The organism is Bacillus sp. RZ2MS9, from assembly GCF_001816185.2.
In the GTDB taxonomy this organism is placed as follows: Bacteria; Bacillota; Bacilli; order Bacillales; family Bacillaceae_G; genus Bacillus_A; species Bacillus_A cereus.
This window is the reverse complement of record NZ_CP049978.1, coordinates 375,963-391,862: the sequence shown is the minus strand read 5'-3', so window position 1 is coordinate 391,862 and position 15,900 is coordinate 375,963. Positions and strand designations below refer to the sequence as shown.

The following is a 15,900-nucleotide window of genomic DNA, read 5'->3' as shown; positions in this document are numbered from 1 at the left end:
TTTTCATCTATACTGTATCTTACTTTACTTTATTTTTGTAAACAAATAAAAAAGATTTTGTAAATGCAGTTCAAAAAGCAGGTAGATGCATTCCATATATTGTATAGTATTATATAGTAAGAATTTTTTAAATATAGAATGGTATTACCCATTTACACAAAGGAGAGTTAACATATGGCTACTCGTCACATCATTACAATGTTAGAAAAAACACTACAAGTTGAAACAGAAAACACAATTTCTCATTTAAATGTATCTTTATCTGATCGTTTTCTTTCTCAAAGCACAGCAATACATGAAAACAATTGTTATCATACAATTGGTGAATGGTACAAAAATCATTTCTTATTCCAACAAGATGATTTCCTTTGGGCTAAATATGCCTTCTATGACGCATATTGTGAAGCCATCAAAAAACAAGGTCATCTTACAAAACGTGTTCGCCAAATATTAGAATCATTAGCTCGAGTGCATGGAAAACAGTATATTGCTTCTATACTAAATATGCCATTTCCTAATGAACGCGCTAAAGGGACAGCGTAATTTAGCCATGTTCTGCGTAAGCAAAACATAGCTAAATTGTTTTCTAGGATGCTTTACCAATAAAATGTTCATATCATATGAACTGATGAAACCGGTGTCATTATAATGATAGAAAATATAGTAAACAGGAAAACCCCCACGTACATCTCTCATCCATTGGAATAGAGAAATACGTGGGGGTATACTTGTTCCTTATTATTTCATCATCTGCTTAATCAGTTCGCGATTTCTCTTCTTAAATACTTCATTATGAGAAGAAACCATTCCATACTCACTTGCATCTGGTTGGATAAATTGTTTTGCTTTATTCACAGCATTTCCAGCATCTTGGAATGCACCTGCAATTAAGTGTAGTTTCCCTTCGTGCTTTAAAATATCTCCAGCAGCATATAATCCATCTACTGAAGACTCACTATTTGCATTACCTGCAATATAATAATTATCTATAATTGCAACGTCTAACTCACTATTTTCTAATAATGTAATGTCGCGTTCATATCCATGATTAATAATAACTTCATCAATAGGTAAATGAGAAACCTCACCTGTTTCATGATTTGTTAATTCTACATATTCGATCGCTTCATGATTATCACCAGCAATTAATTTTGTAATCGATGTATTAAAGAAACACTCCGCTGAGCTGTTCATAAGTTGTTTTACTTGTGCTTCATGACCAGATAATTCTTCTTTTCTATAGGTTACATACACTTTTTTCGCAATTGGTTCTAATTCATTTGCCCAATCAACAGCAGAATTGCCTCCACCGGAAATAATAACTGTTTTACCTTTAAAACGCTTTAAAGATTTAACTGTATAATTTAAATTTGATACTTCAAATCGCTCAGCACCCTCAATAGATAACTTTTGCGGTTTCAATATACCACTTCCTGTTGCGACGATAACTGTTTTTGAAAAGTGTTCTTCCCCAGTACTTGTTTTTAATGTAAAAGTACCATCTTGATTACGAATAATTGATTCCACTTTTGTATCTAATACAACTTCTGGCTTAAATGTTAACCCTTGCTGTACAAGTTGTTCAATTAACTTATCACCTGTAACTGGTAATAGTCCTCCTACATCCCAAATCATTTTTTCCGGATACACATGTATTTTTCCACCTAAATGTGGTTGAAATTCTATTATTTTCGTTTTCATTTCTCTGAGTCCACTATAAAAAGCTGAATAAAGCCCTGCAGGTCCTCCGCCTATCACGGTTACATCAAACAATTCTTCTCGATTCATTCGTGCTCACTCCTCAGCTACTAATCATTGATTATCATTCTCAATAAAATATAACCTGTTTCCGCAAAATTTACAATCAAAATTACTATTGACAATACACCTATATAAAATTATATTATTTAAAGAATCAATAGTGATAATCATTATCATTTTGTTAATAATTAGCAAATTTGAGATTACATCTTCTTTCATTAATATGGTTATTACTATATTATAAAATCTCATATTCAAGATTTTTAATAAATTATTTTGCATTACCACTACTATTTCAAAAAGATTACAGTTAAACAAATTATTGTATACACATATCATCTATGTTAAAGGAGAAAGACGATGAAAAAGTTATTTATTTCACTAACAGTCCTTTTCGTTCTTGTTATGAGCGCTTGTAGCAATGGCTCTACAAACAAAAAGAATGATGCAAAAGGTAGTAACTCAGAAACAATTACATACCAATCTGAAAATGGTAAAGTAGAAGTTCCTGCAAATCCAAAACGCGTTGTTGTTTTATCATCATTCGCTGGTAACGTAATGTCATTAGGCGTAAATCTTGTTGGGGTAGATTCATGGTCTAAACAAAACCCACGTTTTGATAGCAAACTGAAAGATGTCGCTGAAGTATCAGATGAAAACGTTGAAAAAATCGCTGAACTAAATCCAGATTTAATCATTGGTTTATCAAATATTAAAAATGCTGATAAGTTAAAGAAAATCGCTCCTACTGTAACATACACTTACGGAAAAGTTGATTACTTAACACAGCATTTAGAAATCGGTAAGTTATTAAACAAAGAAAAAGAAGCAAAAACTTGGGTTGATGACTTCAAGAAACGTGCACAAGACGCTGGTAAAGAAATTAAAGCAAAAATCGGTGAAGATGCAACAGTTTCTGTTGTAGAAAACTTCAACAAACAGCTTTATGTATACGGCGAAAACTGGGGCCGCGGAACAGAAATTCTGTACCAAGAAATGAAATTAAAAATGCCTGAAAAAGTAAAAGAAAAAGCATTAAAAGAAGGTTACTACGCATTATCTACTGAGGTATTACCTGAGTTTGCTGGTGATTACTTAATCGTAAGTAAAAATAAAGATACTGATAACTCATTCCAAGAGACAGAATCATATAAAAACATCCCAGCAGTAAAAAATAATCGCGTATACGAAGCAAACATGATGGAATTCTATTTCAACGATCCACTTACACTAGATTTCCAACTAGACTTCTTCAAGAAGAGCTTTCTTGGTAAATAATACAAACATGAGGAATTCTTAAATTAAGAATTCCTCTTCCTTTATTCTATGAACAGAAAAGATGTGAAACGAATGACAAAAGATCACGACAATCCACGTTCTATAGCTTTTACATACAAACTAATTTTAAGCTTAATTGCATTCTTTCTTATTTTTATGGTGGCAATGGTATTAGGGGCTGCCGATACTTCAATAAAAGATGTATGGTTAGCGCTCACTTCCTCTGCTAAAGGGGACAAAATATCTATTATTCAAGAAATTCGTTTACCACGTGAAGTAGCTGCAATTTTTGTAGGAGCTGGACTTGCTGTTTCTGGAGCAATTATGCAAGGATTAACACGAAATCCGCTTGCAGATCCTGGATTACTAGGGCTATCTGGTGGAGCAAATGCTGCACTTGCACTGACACTTGCTTTCAACCCTTCCATCAGCTATCTTTACTTAACATTAGCTTGCTTTATCGGTGCTGCAATCGGTGCGATTATGGTATTTGGAATTGGTATGGTGAAAAAAGGCGGGCTGTCCCCTCTTCGAATTGTATTAGCCGGTGCTGCCGTTTCAGCATTTCTACTCGCAATTTCAGAAGGAGTCGGCATTTACTTCAAAATTTCACAAGAGGTATCACTTTGGACTGCTGGGGGCGTAATTGGAACAACTTGGGGCCAATTAAAAATTATTATTCCAGTCATTTCAATTAGTATCTTTATCGCTATCTTACTAGCAAAAAAATTGACAGTTCTTAGTTTCAGTGAAGAAGTTGCTATTGGACTAGGTCAAAAAATTATTGTTATTAAAACCATTCTATTTATCATTATTATATTACTTGCTGGTGCGTCTGTAGCTCTTGTCGGAAATATGGCATTTATCGGCTTAATGGTACCTCATATGGTACGTCCAATTGTCGGGCCAGACTACCGATTTGTTATACCAATGTCAGCAATTGCTGGAGCTTCCTTTATGCTACTTGCAGATACAATTGGACGTACTATTAACGCTCCATACGAAACACCAGTTGCAGCAATTGTCGCGATTGTAGGGTTACCATTCTTCCTATTCATTGTACGTAAAGGAGGAAAAACATTCTCATGATGCAATCTATTTTAAGAAAACAGCGTCTCATTATACTCACTTTACTTATAGTAATTATCACAACCATTGTAGTTGGAATGGGACTTGGTTCAGCATCTTTATCTTATGATCGACTACTCCCAACATTAATGGGGCAAGGGACTTTTAAAGAGGAGTTTGTTTTATACTCTTTAAGGCTACCTAGAATTGTCATTACATTATTAGCTGGTATGGCTCTCGCTTTATCAGGAGCTATTCTTCAAGGAATTACTCGAAATGATTTAGCTGAACCTGGTATTCTTGGTATTAACTCTGGGGCCGGTGTTGCTGTTGCTATTTTCTTTTTATACTTTCCAATAGATGTAGGTTCATTTCTTTACTTACTACCTGTTGTTGGATTTATCGGCGCATTTCTGACAGCTGTTCTAATTTACGTATTTTCTTATAGTAAATCAACTGGACTTCAGCCAATCCGATTAACATTAACCGGTATCGGTTTTGCATTTGCACTATCTGGAACGATGATTGTCCTTATTTCATCCGCGGATCGTATGAAAGTAGACTTTATTTCAAAATGGATTGCCGGAAATATTTGGGGAGATGACTGGATATTCGTTTTAGCAATGCTCCCATGGTTAATCGTATTAATTCCGTTCGTTTTCTATAAAGCAAATCGATTAAACATTCTAGCATTAAACGAACCAGTCGCAATCGGCGTTGGAATTGAAATTGAAAAAGAACGCAGATACTTATTAGTCGCAGCCGTTGCGCTTGCAGCTGCAGCTGTTTCCGTAACAGGAGGAATTAGCTTTATCGGACTAATGGCTCCTCATATTGCAAAATCTTTAGTAGGTCCAAGACATCAAATTTTCATGCCTATCGCCCTTTTAATCGGCGGATGGCTATTGTTATTAGCAGACACAATCGGACGTAATATCGTCGATCCTAACGGTATTCCAGCTGGTATTGTCGTTGCTTTAATTGGTGCTCCTTACTTTATGTATTTATTGCTTAAAAAGGCGTAAGAAACACCCTCAAGATTTTTTCTTGAGGGTGTTTTTATTTCATTCTACTGCTGCCCATACCCTTCAAACTTCTTCGCCAAATTCTCCATCTCATCTTCTGGCAATAGCTTTGGTTCCCCAATGCTTTTCGTTTGATAATAAATTTGCGCACAAAACTCAATCTCTTCTGCAACAGTAAATGCCATTTTTATATTATTTGCACCAGCAATTAAACCGTGATTTGCAAGTAGCACAGCACGACGATCAATCATGCCTTCAAAAGCAGCCTCTGCTAATTGCTTCGTACCAAATGTTTCATACGGCGCACAGCGGACATTCGGACCTGCAAAAGCAATTAAATATGACACAGCCGGAAGCTCCCATCCTAATGACGCAATCGTCTTCGCGTAAGGAGAATGTGTATGCACAAGCGCATTTATATCTTCACGCTTCCTATAGTAAATAAGGTGCATATCTAATTCACTTGATGGTTTTCTCTCTCCTTCTACTACTTCACCATCTAAGTTTAATATAACTACATCTTCAGGCTTTGTTTCATAATACTCTAAACCACTTGGGCTAATCGCAACAAGACCTTGTTCACGATTAAAGATACTAATATTACCACCCGTCCCCTTTGTTAAACCACTAGAAATCATTTTCTTTCCATACGCTACAATTTCTTCTCTTTCTTTTTGTAATAACATATACATCCCCCTAAGTATGAAGCTTATGATGACTGACTTTTATATTTATCTATTTATTGAAATAGCTTTTTTAAATTCTCCGTAAACGGTGCCTTTACAATCCCTTTTTCTGTAATAATCGCTGTTACATTTTCATGTGGAGTAACATCAAATGCTGGATTATATACTTTACTTTCTTTCGGAGCAGAATATTGTCCGAAGCGATTAATCACTTCAGAAGCATCTCTTTCCTCGATGGGAATTTCTTTTCCTGTCGGTGTTTTTAAGTCAATTGTCGGCGTTGGCGCTGCTACATAAAACGGAATGTTGTAGTATTTCGCTAAAATAGATACGCCTAATGTTCCAATTTTATTTGCTATATCACCGTTCGCTGCCACACGGTCGCATCCAACAATTACAGCGTCAATCTTCCCTTGTGACATGACCATAGCTGCCATATTATCCGTAATGACAGTAACATCAATTCCCGCTCGCTGTAGTTCTAATGCCGTTAACGTTGACCCTTGTAATCTTGGACGTGTTTCATCCGAAAAGATTTTTAAGTCCCATCCTTTTTCTTTTGCTAAGTACATTGGAGCCGTCGCAGTACCATACTTAGTCGTCGCTAACGCACCAGCATTACAATGTGTTAATACTCCCATTCCATCATGGAATAATGTTAATGCATGTTCTCCAATTTGACGGTTAATTTCTTCATCTTCTCTATGAATTTCTTTTGCCTCTTCTAGTAATCTATCTTTCAACTGTGAGATTGATAAATGAATATTATCTGCCGCTACACTTTCCATTCTTTCAAGTGCCCAAAATAAATTTACTGCAGTCGGTCTTGATGTCGCCAAGTATGTACATACCTTTCTTACTTCATCCATAAATCCTTCTTCCGTACTTTCAGCAAATTCCTTTACCCCTAAATACACTCCATAAGCTGCTGAAACACCAATCGCTGGTGCACCTCGTACTTTCATTACTTGAATGGCATCCCACACACTTTCAGCTGTTTTAAATGATTCATAGACAATTTCATTCGGTAATAACGTTTGATCTAACAAAACTAAAGCATCATCTTTCCACTGAATTGGTATTAATTGCTCTTCCATCATATTCTCCCCTTACTCCGCGTAGTGCATTGACTGTTCTTTTAACGTTTCTACAAAACTTGTACCTGTTCTATATTGATTCGCTCGTAAAATAAAACTCTTCGCTACTTTAAGACAAATTCGCTCCGCTCTAGCACGTGCTTCCTCATTCTCAATACAAGTAATATCTTTTACTTTCGCTAATCCAACAATACGGCGGATTAATTCAAGACCTGTCACTGCAGCTGTATCCTCTAATACAGATTGTAAATATACTTCGTTAAAGCCTTCTTCCTTCGCCATAATCTCGGTCACATGAATATCCCAAGCATCTAAAAACTTCTTCTTAAATAAATCAATTACCTCTACCATCGTAGTTTGTAACCAATCCATATACGTATCTTTCTCAGCTCCAGGTGGCATCGTTGCATCTGCATTCACCCAAGCAAACATTAAATTCGCCATTACATTCCCAACGTCATATCCCATAGGTCCATAAAAAGCAAACTCAGGATCAATAACCTTTGTAGAATCATCTCTTACAAAAACAGAACCAGTATGTAAATCACCATGAAGCAATGCCTGTGCATTCGTCATAAAAGAAAATTTACGTTTCGCTACTTCCATACGAAGCTCTTTATCACTATAAATATGCTCCCTAATCCATCCCTCATTTAAAGGAAATAACTCATTACGCTTATTATGATTTGTAAATGGTTCTGAATATACGAGGTCCTCTGTAATCTCACATAATTCAGGATTTATATAATTCTTCACAAGTTCCTTCTTCTCTTTATGATTCATTACAACATCAGATGTTAATAAAAGTGTATTTACCATAAAAGTAGTTAAGTCGTCAGCAAGCTGCGGAAATATTTGATGATTTATAAGTGCTGTACGTAATATTGTGTGATTCGATAAATCTTCCATTACGCAACAGTTCATCACACTATCAAATAAATACACCTTAGGAACAAGTCCAGGTGCTAACTCATTCTCTAACTGCAAAACATCTGATTCTATACGAATACGATTCGTCGATAACTTAAACTCATCTGAAATGCGAGCTGTATCCCCAGCTTGCTTTACGATGACAGACATGTTCTCTTTTTCATCCCAAACGCGGAACACATAATTTAAATTGCCATCACCTATTTCTTTACACTTTAGCCCCTTTGCATGTTCAAACTTAGATAATTTCTCTTTCACATATGCAATCACATCTTTAGCTTCCATTAAAAAATACTTTGTGAACTTAGACATGGTTTCCCCTCCACACCAATTGTAAGCGTTTTCTAAAAGCTATAAAAAATAATAGGTTGAATTTTTTCATCCTATAAATATGTATTCTTCTTTTTGAAAGGTATATCTAGGTTTTATTATATCTTGTTAGCACTTTGAGTCAATGTTTCTAACTATCATCGTAATATACTTCCTAATTATATATTTGAGATGACAAAAATTGTTCAAAAAGATTTCGATTCATTTTATTTTATTTATCGCACAATTCTTTGTAAAATAGAAATAAGCAGTTCCTTTTCAAATACATAACTTCTAAGAAATATTTCCTTCCTAAGAATTTACACTTACACCATATCTCTAACATACACACTACTCTTTCAAACAATCATTTAAAATTTATAAACTTAAAGTTACCTTTCCATTCCCTGTTAGCCTTAATTGAGAATAAATATTAATTAAATCGGTATAAAGTTGGTTTATTCTCTTGACAAAATAACCACTTCTATATGATAATTAATATCGAATTAGAATTATTATAGTTAATTAAAAAATATATTTTATGAGCACACTATTTTTTGATGCTCAAAACCAACATTTAGGAGGAATTTTAATATGTTATTAATCGGCACAGAAGTAAAACCGTTTAAAGCTAATGCTTACCATAATGGAGAATTTATCCAAGTTACTGACGAAAGTTTAAAAGGAAAATGGAGTGTAGTTTGTTTCTACCCAGCTGACTTCACATTCGTTTGCCCAACTGAACTTGAAGACTTACAAAACCAATACGCAACTCTAAAAGACTTAGGCGTTGAAGTATACTCTGTATCTACAGACACTCACTTCACTCACAAAGCATGGCATGATAGCTCAGAAACTATCGGCAAAATCGAGTACATCATGATTGGTGACCCAACTCGCACAATCACTACAAACTTCAACGTTTTAATGGAAGAAGAAGGTCTTGCTGCTCGTGGTACATTCATCATCGATCCAGACGGCGTTATCCAATCTATGGAAATCAATGCTGATGGTATCGGCCGTGACGCAAGCATTCTTGTTAACAAAATTAAAGCTGCTCAATACGTACGTAACAACCCAGGTGAAGTTTGCCCAGCTAAATGGCAAGAGGGTTCTGCAACACTTAAACCAAGCCTTGACCTTGTAGGCAAAATCTAAGGAGTTCGATCAAAATGATACTAGATGCAGATATAAAAACACAACTATCCCAATACCTTCAATTAATGGAGAACGATATTTTACTTAAGGTAAGCGCAGGAGACGATAACGTATCTAAAGATATGTTAGCTCTAGTAGACGAATTAGCTACTATGTCATCTAAGATTACAGTAGAAAAAGTTGAATTAGAGAGAACACCAAGCTTTAGCGTAAACCGCCCTGGTGAAGACACTGGTGTCGTATTCGCTGGTATTCCATTAGGACACGAATTTACATCATTAGTGTTAGCTTTACTACAAGTAAGTGGACGCGCTCCAAAAGTTGAACAAAAATTAATCGATCAAATTAAAAACATTCAAGGCGAATATCATTTTGAATCTTATATCAGCCTAAGTTGTCATAACTGTCCTGATGTTGTACAAGCTCTTAACGTAATGAGCGTTCTTAACCCTGGTATTACACATACTATGATTGATGGCGCTGCATTCAAAGAGGAAGTAGAAAGCAAAGACATCATGGCAGTACCAACTGTTTACCTAAACGGCGAATCTTTCGGAAGCGGTCGTATGACACTTGAAGAAATTTTAGCTAAAATGGGTAACGGTCCAGATGCATCAGAGCTTTCTGATAAAGATCCATACGATGTTCTTGTTGTTGGTGGGGGCCCTGCTGGTGCAAGTGCAGCAATTTACGCAGCACGTAAAGGCATCCGCACTGGTATCGTTGCTGAGCGCTTCGGTGGTCAAGTAATGGATACTATGGGCATTGAGAACTTCATCAGCGTAAAAAAGACTGAAGGTCCTAAGCTAGTAGCAAGCCTTGAAGAACACGTAAAAGAATACGACATCGATGTAATGAATCTACAACGTGCGAAACGTTTAGAGAAAAAAGAACTTATTGAAGTGGAACTTGAAAACGGCGCTATTCTGAAAAGTAAGAGCGTAATCGTTTCTACAGGTGCTCGCTGGCGTAATGTTGGCGTACCAGGTGAAGCTGAGTTCAAAAATAAAGGTGTAGCATATTGCCCACACTGTGACGGTCCATTATTCACTGGAAAAGACGTAGCAGTTATCGGCGGAGGTAACTCTGGTATTGAAGCAGCTATCGACTTAGCAGGTATCGTTAAGCACGTAACTGTTCTTGAATTCATGCCAGAATTAAAAGCTGATGCTGTATTACAAGAGCGTCTTAACAGCTTACCAAACGTAACTGTTCTGAAAAACGTTCAAACGAAAGAAATCACTGGTACTGATAAAGTAAACGGTATTTCTTACATCGATCGTGAAACTGAAGAAGTTCATCACGTTGAATTACAAGGTGTATTCGTACAAATCGGTCTTGTGCCAAACACAGACTGGTTAGGCGAAACAGTTGAACGCGTTCGCGGTGAAATCGTAACAGACAAGCACGGCGCTACAAACGTACCAGGAGTGTTTGCTGCAGGTGACTGTACAAATAATCCGTACAAACAAATCATCATCTCTATGGGTTCAGGTGCAAACGCAGCTTTAGGTGCATTTGATTACTTAATCCGTAACTAATAAAAAACAGGTGCCTTGGCACCTGTTTTTTTATTACCCTAATGTATAAACTAAAAACCTCTCATTCCCATTCTTCTCATAAGCACCTGGCAATCTAACTTCTTTCTTCAGCTCAAACGCAGTCTGATTTTCTAAGAAGAAAATATAGTCCTCAGAAGGATAATATAAAATAATATCCACTTCTCTCCCCGTATTTTCTACTGAAAGCAAAATGTTATTTACTACATTCATAAACACTTGCACAGAAAACGGATTAAAGAAATAAAACCTATTATCATGTGGATCAATCTTATATTCCTGCGCTAAACAACATTGGAATTGAATTTTCCCCTTACTGTTTCTTGCCTTTCGTGCATAACGATCTCGATTATCAATCGCTTCTTTATAAAACTCTTCATTCATTTCAATTCCAACTGCTGAAGCCCCACATTTATGATGCATATAAAAGTTTAATCGCCCTTTTCCGCACCCAAAGTCTACAATTCGGTCACTACTTTTTATTTCATATTGATTCAGTAACTCATCTAATCCGCTATACGGCGTCGGTTCATAACGGTGATAATGCATAGATTTGTTAAACCCTTTTTGCTCACCGACTGTTTTTATATGTAAAACTGCATCGTAATATTGTTCGTTCATTCGTTTTCTCCTATTAAAAAATGGTACTTATTATTATACACCATGTACTGGAGGCTCATTTTTCATCAAATTAATAGGTACGTGAAATTATATTAACGATTTTCTTAATATATCTATCGTAACTTCAAATATATCAACGATTTTCTCAATATATCTATCATAACTTCAAATATATCAACGATTTTTCAAATATATCGATTTACCGACAATTCACGACAAAAAAACAGGAGCTCTTTAGCCCCTGTCTTCTAACACTTTCAATACAGTTTGTTTCAATATTTCTACCCCATCCATAATACAACTATGATCAAACCTCATATACGGATGGTGTAATCCAGGTTGTAGGTCTGCTCCTAGTCCAAGCATGACAGCTTTTAAATGTGGTCTTTTCACTGTATAGTAATGGAAATCATCGCTTCCTGTCGTATAGAGAGGCCCTGTGCATCTCTCTTCCCCATACACTTCGAGAATACCTTTACGCATAAAGCGCTCTGCTTCTTCGGAAACCTCTGCTCCTGGTGCAAGATCCATCCATTCGTATGAAGTTTTCGACCCCATCGATGCAGCTGATTCTATTACATGCTCAATCTTTTTCTTTAATTCTTCTAATAGTATATTACTCTCAGCTCTTACATCTAAACTGAAATGACCATTTCCTGGAATGATATTTAAATTATCACCACCTGCTTGGCATCTCGTCATTTTTACTGAATAGGAACTTTGTGGTGGCAGCCAAATATTTTTCAAACCGATATTAATCATGGAAATGACATCAATTGCATTCACACCTTGGTGTGGTCTTGCCCCGTGTGCATCCTCCCCATGAATCATACCCTCTAAAAATCCTGCTGCTCCATGGCGAATAGATGGGGCTGCTTGTTTCAAAGATAGTTCTTCAATTGGTCTTAGATGGACGCCAAATAAGAAATCAGCATCATCTACAGCACCTTTCTCCACCATCTTCAAAGCACCATTCCCCTTCTCTTCTGCCGGCTGAAAAATAAATCTAACCATACCACTTTTCCATCTCATATTTTTCAATTGTAAAATAAGTCCCATTACAATGGTCATATGAGCATCATGGCCACATGAATGGTTCGCTTTAAATTCTCCATTTACTTCTTGCCAAAGTGCATCCATATCAGCACGAATCGCAATAACTGGATTCCCGCCTCCAATCTCAGCAATTACACCTGGACAATCATCAAATGTTCTATATGAAATTCCTTCTTCTTTTAAAAAGTCAGTAATATACGCTGTCGTTTCATATTCTTTCCAACTTACTTCAGGGTTTTCGTGTAAATGCTGAAAAATCTCCGTTAAGCGCTCTTGTAGTTCTAATGTTTTCAACGTTCCAGTCTCCTTCCCACATTACAAACGATTCGGGTTAATTATACTTATGAAAAACAGATGTTTTTATGAACATATTGAATTTTAAGAAAAAAGTCAATTGTTTATTTTTAAATACTTAAAAACCTTACTCTGCACTTATATTACAAACTAAACAAACAACTAGAACATTCCTTATTTTCTGTTTTTTATGTTGACGCTTACATAAACTTTTAGTTATCATAACCTAATAAACGTCTATTTTACGACAATTCTAAAAATACAAACAAACATACGTAACAAGGAGGAACTTTATGAAAAAAGAAATACCTTTTGGAATAGCGATTATCCCTATTATCATTACCGTTGCAGTTATGATGGTTACAATTGTTGTATTAAAACAAACCCCTCACGTTCCACTTATTATCGGTACAACCGTTGCTTCTATTGTCGCTTGGCGTTATGGTTACAAATGGAATGATCTTGAAGAAGCAATGTATAAAGGGATTCGTCTTGCATTACCTGCTATCGTCATTATTATTCTTGTTGGCTTAACAATTGGTGCTTGGATTGGCGGTGGAATCGTCGCAACGATGATTTATTACGGTTTAAAACTTTTAACTCCATCACTATTTTTAGTTTCCATTACCGTCATTTGTTCTATCGTTGCATTAGCAATTGGTAGCTCTTGGTCTACAATGGGGACAATTGGTGTTGCTGGAATGGGAATTGGCCTAAGTATGGGAATCCCAGCTCCAATGGTTGCTGGTGCCATTATTTCAGGCTCTTATTTTGGCGATAAAATGTCACCGCTTTCAGATACAACTAACCTAGCCGCAGGATTAACAAATACAGATTTATTCGCACACATTCGTCATATGTTATTTACTACAGTTCCAGGTTTAATTATTACTCTTATCGTTTACGCGCTCTTAGGAAGAAGCTTCGGCGCTAACAATATTGATGCGAAGAGCATCGATCAAACGTTACAAGTATTGCAACAAAACTTTGTTATCTCACCTTTCCTACTCATTATACCCGTAGTCGTTATGGTATTGGTCGCAAAAAAAGTTCCTGCTATACCAGCGATTCTCGTCGGTATTATTTTAGGATTTTTATCACAAGTCTTTATTCAAGGTGGTTCTGTCTCAGCATCTGTCGGTGCACTCCAAGCTGGATTTGTTATAGACACTGGAAACAAGCTAGTAGACGAACTATTTAACCGCGGTGGCTTAGATTCGATGATGAATACAGTCTCTATGACAATTGTCGCTATGACTTTCGGAGGAGTATTAGAACATACAGGTATTCTTCGCTCAATTGTAAATCAAATTTTAAAGTTAGCGAAATCAGCAAAAGGGCTTATCGCTTCTACTATCGCATCTTGTTTTGCAACAAACCTTACTTGCTCTGAACAATATATTTCAATTGTTGTCCCTTCAAGAATGTACGCAAATGCATATACAGAAAAAGGACTACATTCAAAAAACTTATCCAGAGCATTAGAAGATGGCGGAACATTAACTTCTGTCTTCGTTCCTTGGAATACGTGCGGTGTATTTATTCTCGCTACACTTGGCGTAGGTGCATTTGAATATGCCCCTTATGCTATTTTGAATTTCATCGTACCTATTATCTCAATCATTTATGGCATAACAGGCTTCACAATTGTAAAACTATCAGACATTGAAAAAGCAGAATTACTAAAGAAACAAAAAGCTCAACTAGAAGCTTAAAAATAGCGGTAAATTCAGTTCATATAGTGCGCGAGGTCGCCCTTGTTGATAGGGCATTTCCTCGCCACAAATATGAGCATACCCGTAATCAACTAATTTCTTTAACAACCTTTCTGTCGATCTTCGAGTCACTTGTAAGTACTCAGAAAGGTCAGCTGCTGTAAACTTCAATGACGGATGCGATTGACTAAATTGAATGATTTTTGACAAGTTGGCCGGACTAAGCTTCGTTTCCTTCGCTATTTTCATTAGTTCCGGATTATCATTTTTCAAACTTTGTACTCTCTGTTCTTTCGGGAACGGACCAAACAAATCTTTATCACTTGTTAGTATATAAAAACAACGATCTATTGGATTATTCTTTGCAAAACTTTGAGCAATTTTTGCATTTTGCTCCGCCTCTTTCACGGTTTTCCCATAACCAAATCCAATAGCTATCGTTCCTTCTACGCTCGCAAACAAGTTATTTATCGCATTTGTTTTAATAATTGATTCGATATCACCACGAGTTGTATACAAAATGCATGTCATTTCATCCACTTGTTTAAATGAACCACGTAGTTCTTTTGAAATGACATCTAGTTTTTCAAGCAAATTCGTCCGTAATTCTAGGGAAGAAATAATACAAGTACCAACAGTAGCTGAATAGCTTTTTGCTAACTCAGCTTTTATTTTTGCATCTTTTAGCCCATGTATAATGGACTGTGTTGGATCAATCATACGCTCTGAAGGAACACCTATTTTTTGAAGCTCATCGTAAACAGCGTGAATACTAGTTAAAGCTAAATGAGCCTCTCCAGATTGATATTTAGCTACATGAAAATCGATAACTCTATTTATTTCATCTTTACTCCACAGCATATTTTCATAATCCAACACTTGCGGGCTTTCTTTTATACCAATATCATGGAACACATTTGTAATAAACGAGCGGTCTACTAAATCGATGGAAATGTTATGTGGTTGAATACTTTGATGATACATGATAGAAAGAATTGAAGATGCGACAGTTGTCTCGTCTTGCTGTAAGTATGTACTTGGAATTCGTAATTGTTCTCTTATTTCTTTTGCCATATAATAAGGTAAAGCACCTGAGAAAAAGATGACATCACAAGGCTTTAGACACTTTAATAATTCAGAAGATTCCGCCGGATGAAGGTAAATATATGGATCAATTTCTATTCCTTCTAATTTTTGAGCAATAGGAAAAAGGTTCTCCATAAACTCCTTTGAACCGACAACTGCAATTTTTATCATCATTTTCTCTAACTCCTTATCATTAATTAACGACTATTTAACGTCAACTATATCAAATGTACAAAACTATTGTAAACAGGAAGGGG

The 15,900-nt window shown here is 36.0% G+C and carries 14 protein-coding genes; 7 read left to right on the top strand and 7 right to left on the bottom strand.

The window, feature by feature from the left end:
- The first annotated feature begins 174 nt into the window (after window positions 1-174).
- Entirely contained in the window at window positions 175-543 is a 369-nt protein-coding gene (locus BHV55_RS02070) for a hypothetical protein (RefSeq protein WP_070758039.1), read from the top strand.
- Between the two features lie 195 nt (window positions 544-738).
- On the opposite strand, the gene BHV55_RS02065 is transcribed toward BHV55_RS02070, so the two are convergent.
- The gene (locus BHV55_RS02065; protein WP_001078268.1) at window positions 739-1,788 is read right to left on the bottom strand and encodes an NAD(P)/FAD-dependent oxidoreductase; all 1,050 of its coding nucleotides are present in this window, start codon (window positions 1,786-1,788) and stop codon (window positions 739-741) included.
- Between the two features lie 333 nt (window positions 1,789-2,121).
- Here BHV55_RS02065 and BHV55_RS02060 point away from each other — a divergent pair, with 333 nt between their 5' ends.
- Genes BHV55_RS02060 through BHV55_RS02050 form a run of 3 tightly spaced genes read left to right on the top strand, consistent with a single transcriptional unit; the run spans window position 2,122 to window position 5,132 of the window.
- Window positions 2,122-3,039 (top strand): iron-hydroxamate ABC transporter substrate-binding protein, encoded by a 918-nt coding sequence (locus BHV55_RS02060; protein ID WP_058839961.1) that lies wholly within the window; start codon window positions 2,122-2,124, stop codon window positions 3,037-3,039.
- Window positions 3,040-3,087: 48 nt separating this feature from the next.
- Complete coding sequence (locus BHV55_RS02055) at window positions 3,088-4,128, top strand: FecCD family ABC transporter permease (RefSeq protein WP_070758036.1); 1,041 nt, start codon at window positions 3,088-3,090, stop codon at window positions 4,126-4,128.
- Window positions 4,125-5,132 (top strand): FecCD family ABC transporter permease, encoded by a 1,008-nt coding sequence (locus BHV55_RS02050; RefSeq protein WP_000983759.1) that lies wholly within the window; start codon window positions 4,125-4,127, stop codon window positions 5,130-5,132. The genes BHV55_RS02055 and BHV55_RS02050 overlap by 4 nt, the downstream gene beginning before the upstream one ends.
- 44 nt (window positions 5,133-5,176) lie before the next feature.
- Here BHV55_RS02050 and BHV55_RS02045 read toward each other — a convergent pair whose 3' ends face one another.
- The 3 genes from BHV55_RS02045 to mtnK are packed head-to-tail and all read right to left on the bottom strand — an operon-like array spanning window position 5,177 to window position 8,157.
- Window positions 5,177-5,818, bottom strand: coding sequence for an L-fuculose-phosphate aldolase (locus BHV55_RS02045; RefSeq protein WP_000926557.1), 642 nt, complete (start codon window positions 5,816-5,818; stop codon window positions 5,177-5,179).
- 53 nt (window positions 5,819-5,871) lie between these two features.
- Window positions 5,872-6,918: an S-methyl-5-thioribose-1-phosphate isomerase gene (mtnA, locus tag BHV55_RS02040; RefSeq protein WP_033693771.1), complete on the bottom strand. Its 1,047-nt coding sequence runs from the start codon at window positions 6,916-6,918 to the stop codon at window positions 5,872-5,874.
- Window positions 6,919-6,927: 9 nt separating this feature from the next.
- Window positions 6,928-8,157, bottom strand: a complete 1,230-nt coding sequence (gene mtnK / locus BHV55_RS02035; RefSeq protein ID WP_000033224.1) for an S-methyl-5-thioribose kinase — start codon at window positions 8,155-8,157, stop codon at window positions 6,928-6,930.
- 591 nt (window positions 8,158-8,748) lie between these two features.
- Here mtnK and ahpC point away from each other — a divergent pair.
- Both ahpC and ahpF read left to right on the top strand, forming a co-directional pair.
- Window positions 8,749-9,312 (top strand): alkyl hydroperoxide reductase subunit C, encoded by a 564-nt coding sequence (gene ahpC / locus BHV55_RS02030; RefSeq protein ID WP_000924420.1) that lies wholly within the window; start codon window positions 8,749-8,751, stop codon window positions 9,310-9,312.
- A 14-nt stretch (window positions 9,313-9,326) separates the two neighbouring features.
- The gene (gene ahpF, locus BHV55_RS02025; protein WP_000599501.1) at window positions 9,327-10,853 is read left to right on the top strand and encodes an alkyl hydroperoxide reductase subunit F; all 1,527 of its coding nucleotides are present in this window, start codon (window positions 9,327-9,329) and stop codon (window positions 10,851-10,853) included.
- Window positions 10,854-10,886: 33 nt separating this feature from the next.
- Here the strand turns inward: ahpF and BHV55_RS02020 are convergent, their stop codons facing one another.
- Together BHV55_RS02020 and BHV55_RS02015 are read right to left on the bottom strand one after the other, a co-directional pair.
- The gene (locus BHV55_RS02020) at window positions 10,887-11,492 is read right to left on the bottom strand and encodes an SAM-dependent methyltransferase (protein ID WP_048567395.1); all 606 of its coding nucleotides are present in this window, start codon (window positions 11,490-11,492) and stop codon (window positions 10,887-10,889) included.
- Window positions 11,493-11,726: 234 nt separating this feature from the next.
- On the bottom strand, window positions 11,727-12,842 hold the full coding sequence (locus tag BHV55_RS02015) for a M20 peptidase aminoacylase family protein (protein WP_000853512.1): 1,116 nt from the start codon (window positions 12,840-12,842) through the stop codon (window positions 11,727-11,729).
- Window positions 12,843-13,135: 293 nt separating this feature from the next.
- On the opposite strand from BHV55_RS02015, the gene nhaC reads away from it, so the two are divergent.
- Window positions 13,136-14,557, top strand: coding sequence for a Na+/H+ antiporter NhaC (gene nhaC / locus BHV55_RS02010; RefSeq protein WP_000711520.1), 1,422 nt, complete (start codon window positions 13,136-13,138; stop codon window positions 14,555-14,557).
- Here nhaC and BHV55_RS02005 read toward each other — a convergent pair.
- The gene (locus tag BHV55_RS02005; protein ID WP_070758034.1) at window positions 14,546-15,817 is read right to left on the bottom strand and encodes a transcriptional regulator; all 1,272 of its coding nucleotides are present in this window, start codon (window positions 15,815-15,817) and stop codon (window positions 14,546-14,548) included. The two genes, nhaC and BHV55_RS02005, sit on opposite strands and share 12 nt — an antisense overlap.
- Between the last annotated feature and the right edge of the window lie 83 nt (window positions 15,818-15,900).

Coding starts and splice junctions, on each gene's coding strand:
- BHV55_RS02050 (WP_000983759.1), top strand. CDS start 4,125: ATGATGCAATCTATTTTAAGAAAACAGCGTCTCATTATACTCACTTTA.
- nhaC (WP_000711520.1), top strand. CDS start 13,136: ATGAAAAAAGAAATACCTTTTGGAATAGCGATTATCCCTATTATCATT.
- BHV55_RS02045 (WP_000926557.1), bottom strand. CDS start 5,818: ATGTTATTACAAAAAGAAAGAGAAGAAATTGTAGCGTATGGAAAGAAA.
- BHV55_RS02060 (WP_058839961.1), top strand. CDS start 2,122: ATGAAAAAGTTATTTATTTCACTAACAGTCCTTTTCGTTCTTGTTATG.
- BHV55_RS02020 (WP_048567395.1), bottom strand. CDS start 11,492: ATGAACGAACAATATTACGATGCAGTTTTACATATAAAAACAGTCGGT.
- BHV55_RS02070 (WP_070758039.1), top strand. CDS start 175: ATGGCTACTCGTCACATCATTACAATGTTAGAAAAAACACTACAAGTT.
- BHV55_RS02005 (WP_070758034.1), bottom strand. CDS start 15,817: ATGATGATAAAAATTGCAGTTGTCGGTTCAAAGGAGTTTATGGAGAAC.
- ahpC (WP_000924420.1), top strand. CDS start 8,749: ATGTTATTAATCGGCACAGAAGTAAAACCGTTTAAAGCTAATGCTTAC.
- BHV55_RS02065 (WP_001078268.1), bottom strand. CDS start 1,788: ATGAATCGAGAAGAATTGTTTGATGTAACCGTGATAGGCGGAGGACCT.
- mtnK (WP_000033224.1), bottom strand. CDS start 8,157: ATGTCTAAGTTCACAAAGTATTTTTTAATGGAAGCTAAAGATGTGATT.
- BHV55_RS02055 (WP_070758036.1), top strand. CDS start 3,088: ATGAACAGAAAAGATGTGAAACGAATGACAAAAGATCACGACAATCCA.
- ahpF (WP_000599501.1), top strand. CDS start 9,327: ATGATACTAGATGCAGATATAAAAACACAACTATCCCAATACCTTCAA.
- mtnA (WP_033693771.1), bottom strand. CDS start 6,918: ATGATGGAAGAGCAATTAATACCAATTCAGTGGAAAGATGATGCTTTA.